The organism is Dethiosulfatibacter sp., assembly GCF_983023055.1.
This window is the reverse complement of sequence record NZ_CEZJXU010000190.1, coordinates 1-4,628: the sequence shown is the minus strand read 5'-3', so window position 1 is coordinate 4,628 and position 4,628 is coordinate 1. Positions and strand designations below refer to the sequence as shown.

The 4,628-nt window shown below is 38.7% G+C and carries 4 protein-coding genes; all 4 read left to right on the top strand.

Annotation, left to right across the window (positions count from 1 at the left end):
* Nucleotides 1-5: 5 nt before the first annotated feature.
* Entirely contained in the window at nucleotides 6-167 is a 162-nt protein-coding gene (locus AC3AX0_RS07725) for a hypothetical protein (RefSeq protein WP_487549727.1), read from the top strand.
* Nucleotides 168-329: 162 nt separating this feature from the next.
* Nucleotides 330-1,538 (top strand): CaiB/BaiF CoA transferase family protein, encoded by a 1,209-nt coding sequence (locus AC3AX0_RS07720; protein ID WP_487549726.1) that lies wholly within the window; start codon nucleotides 330-332, stop codon nucleotides 1,536-1,538.
* Nucleotides 1,535-2,722, top strand: coding sequence for a CaiB/BaiF CoA transferase family protein (locus tag AC3AX0_RS07715; RefSeq protein ID WP_487549725.1), 1,188 nt, complete (start codon nucleotides 1,535-1,537; stop codon nucleotides 2,720-2,722). Before AC3AX0_RS07720 ends, AC3AX0_RS07715 begins: the two co-directional genes overlap by 4 nt.
* Nucleotides 2,723-2,976: 254 nt before the next feature.
* Nucleotides 2,977-4,560 carry a BCCT family transporter gene (locus AC3AX0_RS07710; RefSeq protein ID WP_487549724.1) on the top strand — a complete coding sequence of 528 codons (1,584 nt, stop codon included), beginning with the start codon at nucleotides 2,977-2,979 and terminating at the stop codon, nucleotides 4,558-4,560.
* Nucleotides 4,561-4,628: the final 68 nt, after the last annotated feature.

Below are 4,628 nucleotides of genomic sequence, written 5' to 3'. Positions count from 1 at the left end.
GTGAAATCAGCAACATAAACGGTGAGACTGTAAGAATTGCAGATGAAATTGGAGTAGAAGTTCCTTTTAACAAAAAAATTGTTGAGATCGTAACAAAACTTCAGAACAAAGAAATGGATCTTTCAACGGCATGGAACAACCTTGAAGAATTCAGGAAACTTATTTAAGACTGAATTCAGCTTAGGAAAGTTAAAATATGCATAACCCCTTGAAACGCTGGTGTTATGCGGTTAAGGAAACTTTCTTTCGCATCTTAATAACCGCTTTGGTCACATGAAGCGTGACCTAGTTAACGCAGCAAAGCTGCTTTCTTGAAATTAGGAGTAAAGATGAAACCATTAAATGGAATTAAAGTTATAGATTTTACACAGGCCCATGCGGGAAGTCTTGCAACAATGATTCTTGCTGACTACGGAGCCGAAGTAATAAAGATAGAAAGAGCCGGTGTAGGCGACCTGGCAAGATATTGGGAACCTATGGTAGGCGAAGACAGCGGATACTATGCCTTTCTTAATAGAAATAAAAAAAGCATGTCTGTGAATGCTTTTGAAAAAGAAGGCAAGGAAATAATATACAGGCTAATAAAGGATGCTGATGTAGTTTGTGAGAATTTCAAATTGGGAAGCATGGAGAGGTTGGGATTTGATTATGAAACCCTGAAAGCGATCAATCCTGAAATAATATATGCCTCTCTTAACGGATTTGGACAGACAGGTGAAATGAAAGACAAGATCGGTCTGGATATTCACCTTCAGGCAATGAGCGGAATAATGGACAGGACCGGTTTTCAAGACGGGCCTCCTACCAGGGTGGGCGCAGCTTTTGGAGATCATCTAAGCGGCATGTACATGGCTGCTGCAGTAAACCTTGCAATAATCAACAAAATCAAGACAGGCAAGGGTCAAAAGGTGGATATTGCAATACTGGACAGTCTGTTTTCAGTCCTTGAGGAAGCCCAGGCTATCTACGAACTTAAAGGAAGCTGCGGAAGCAGAGCTGGAAACGCATATCCGTCAATGGCACCATACGATACATTGAAAACAAAAGACGGATATGTAACGATAGCGGTTTCCACGGAGAGGCAATGGAAGATCTTCTGTGAAGTATTGGATCTTCAAAATCTGCTTAACAAAGCTGATTATAAGACCAATGAACTCAGGGACATGCACTATGAAGAAGGTCTTAAACAGGAGCTGGAAAACGCATTCTCGGCAATGTCAAAATTTGAAATTGAAGATAAGCTAAACACGGCTGGAGTATCTGCAAGCGCTGTACGAAATGTCAGTGAAATAATGGACAATGAACAGATTGTGGAACGAAAAGTCATCAGGGAGGTTGAAGACAAGAAACTTGGGAAAATAAAATATCCTGGTCCTGTAATTAACATGTCACGAACTCCTGGAAGTATTGATACGGCTGCTCCCTTGATGGGTGAAGATACTGAATACTATTTGAAGAAGGCAGGGTATTCAGACAATGAAATAATCGAACTGTCACAGGCAGGTATTATAGAAACAGGTGTGGAGGTGAAGCTGTGAGCATATTGAATGGAGTAAAAGTCATTGATTTTACACAAGCTTATCCCGGTCCTTTCTGCACACTTCAACTTGCAGATTTTGGAGCTGAAGTAATAAAGATTGAAAGAAAGGGAATCGGTGACATCAGCAGATATTGGGAACCGATGGTTAATGATGAAAGTGGTTATTATGCTTCAATAAACAGAAACAAATACAGCCTGGAAATAGATTTCAAATCGGATAAGGGTTATGAAACCATAATGGAGATCATAAAGGAAGCTGACATAATAGTGGAATCCTCTAAGCCTGGAACCATGGAAAAACTGGGACTGGGTTACGAAGACATAATCAAGGTCAATCCGGAAATAATATATGCATCTGTTTCTGGTTATGGTCAGACGGGACCGATGAAATCCTATCCTGCATTTGACAATGTAATTCAAGCTATGAGCGGTATCATGGATATGACAGGCTTTCCTGAAATGCCTCCAGTCAAGGCTGGACCAGCCATAGCGGATTCAATGGCTGGTTTGAATACGACAATAGGAATTCTTATGGCTTATATAGACAAGCTGAACACAGGAAAAGGACAACGAATTGATGTAGCCATGCTTGATTCCATGGTGTCCATACTGGAAAGTCCAATATTGTTCAACTCGATGCTTGGGCAGGAAGTTACAAGATGCGGAAACAACGATGCTGCTACTCTTGTGCCATATGATGTATATGAATGCAGTGACGGATATTTTTCAGTAGGACTTGCAGGTGAGAAAGGCTGGGACAAGTTCTGCCAGGTAATGGATAGGGCTGAGCTGATTGAAGATCCAAAGTTTGCAACTAATGCACTAAGGTGTAAAAACTTTTTGGAGCTTGACCCGATTTTAAGGGATTTCATGTCCACAAGAACCAAGAGTGAACTAGAAGAAGCATTTTCAGAGGTGAAGATTTCAAATGCACCTGTAATGTCCGTTGAGGAAATTATGAATCACAAGCAGATAAGCGACAGAGAAATGCTGGTTGAAATAGATGATAAGACAATAGGTAAATACCGGGCAGTTGGAAATCCAATGAAGCTTGACCGGACACCTGCTCAAATCGCTAAAGGTGCATCCAGATTAGGTGAAGACAACAATCATGTATTGAAAAAACATGGTTTTACAGATACTGAAATTGAGGAATTAAAAGAAAACAAAGTGATTTCTTAAAGGAAATTAACATCAATGAAGTTTTATCTTACAAAAAGTTTCGTATTGATTTATATAACATTCGATATACAATTGAACCATTTCTATATCGAATAACAAATTAATCAACTCAACTAAATTTATAATATAAAGACTAGGTGGTGAAATTATGTTACAATATAGTTATTGTTATCTGAATCCTTCGTAAGTTTCATTCATTATTAACAGAAAGAAGACAATGTTTTAAAATAAAATAATAGTTATGGAGGATTTTTATGTCACAAAAAAACGAAAATAACAAGCCTTTAAACGCAGCGGTTGACAAACCGTTGTTCTGGGGAGCGGCTTCCCTGATTGCAATATTAGTTGTAGTAATGGTTACATTTGAGGATTCTATGGGAGGAGTACTTCAAGGAATATTCAACTTTATGACCAATCAATTGGGTTGGGTATATATATGGGCAGCTATAATTGTTACTTGTATTATTGGATGGCTTTCCTTTGGTAAGTACAAAAACGTTAAATTTGGTGGTCCTGAGGCTGAGAAGGAATTTAATAATTTCAGCTGGCTGGCAATGTTTTTCTGTTCAGGTATAGGAACATCACTTCTAGCTTGGGCTTCAAAAGAATGGTATTACTACTATGTTAATCCACCTCTTGGAATTGAAGCATTAACGACTGAAGCTGCTGAAGTTGCTTCAGCATATCCATTGTTCCACTGGGGCATAGTTGGTTGGGCTATATACTGTATAATGGCTTTCCCTATAGGATATTCTTATTGGAACAGAGGCGCGGATTCAATGAGATTTAGTACTGCTTGTTCTGGTGTTATCGGCGAAAAAAATGCCAAAGGTCCTCTAGGTAAATTTATAGATTTCCTTTTGATTTTCGGATTACTTGGAGCAAATGCAACTTCTTTGGGAGCTGGAACTCCAATGCTTGCTGAATCTGTAAGTAGACTGTTAAACGTTCCGCATACATATTCAGTGGATATATGGGTTGTTATTATCTGGACTGCTCTGTTTACATTATCGGTTACACTTGGTCTTAAAAAAGGAATCAAGATGCTGAGTGATATAAATATAGTGCTTGTTCTTATTCTGTGCAGTTTTGTATTCATAGTTGGACCTACATTCTTTATAATCAACAACTTTACCAATAGTATTGGGTATGTAACCACAAATTTCTTAAGAATGTCATTCTACACTGATGCTATTGGTGGAAGCATGTTCCCTCAGTGGTGGACAGTATTCTACTGGGCATGGTATTTTGCATATGCACCATATATGGGAATATTCATTGCAAGAGTTTCAAAAGGAAGAACTTTCAGGGAAGTTGGACTTGGCGTGTTAATCGGAGGTTCTCTAGGTTGTGCATTATTCTTTGCAATACTTGGAAACAACGCTCTATTCAACGAATTATCAGGAATTTATCCATTCATAGAGGTAGCACAGACTCAAGGGGATTACGCAGCCGTTGTAGGGTCTCTCATGGTCTTGCCAGGTAAACAAATAATTCTTCTTGTATTTGTATTTATCGGATTTGTTTATTCAGCTACAACAATAGACTCTTCTGCATACTGTATGGCAATGGTAGCATCTAAAGATCTTAAGAAAAATGAAGAGCCTACATGGTGGAACAGAATGTTCTGGGCATTGATGCTTGGAACAGTAGCTCTTGTTGTAATGAACATAGGTGGATTGGTACCAATTAAAACAGCATCACTTGTTGTTGCGTTCCCAATAATGTTCTTTGTTGGTGTAGCAGTTGTATCCTTCAAGAGATGGTTGGATGAAGACAAGCCACACTTGCTTGTACCTTCTGAGGATTATGTGAAACCGGAAAAATTAGGAAAATAAGTTAGTTAAATTAATAGAATATGAACGTTGAGTTGCAGGCGGAAACGGCTGCAACCTTCGTTTATCAT

Excerpts from the sequence above, each read along its gene's own strand:
- AC3AX0_RS07720 (WP_487549726.1), top strand. The coding sequence starts at position 330 with ATGAAACCATTAAATGGAATTAAAGTTATAGATTTTACACAGGCCCAT.
- AC3AX0_RS07710 (WP_487549724.1), top strand. The coding sequence starts at position 2,977 with ATGTCACAAAAAAACGAAAATAACAAGCCTTTAAACGCAGCGGTTGAC.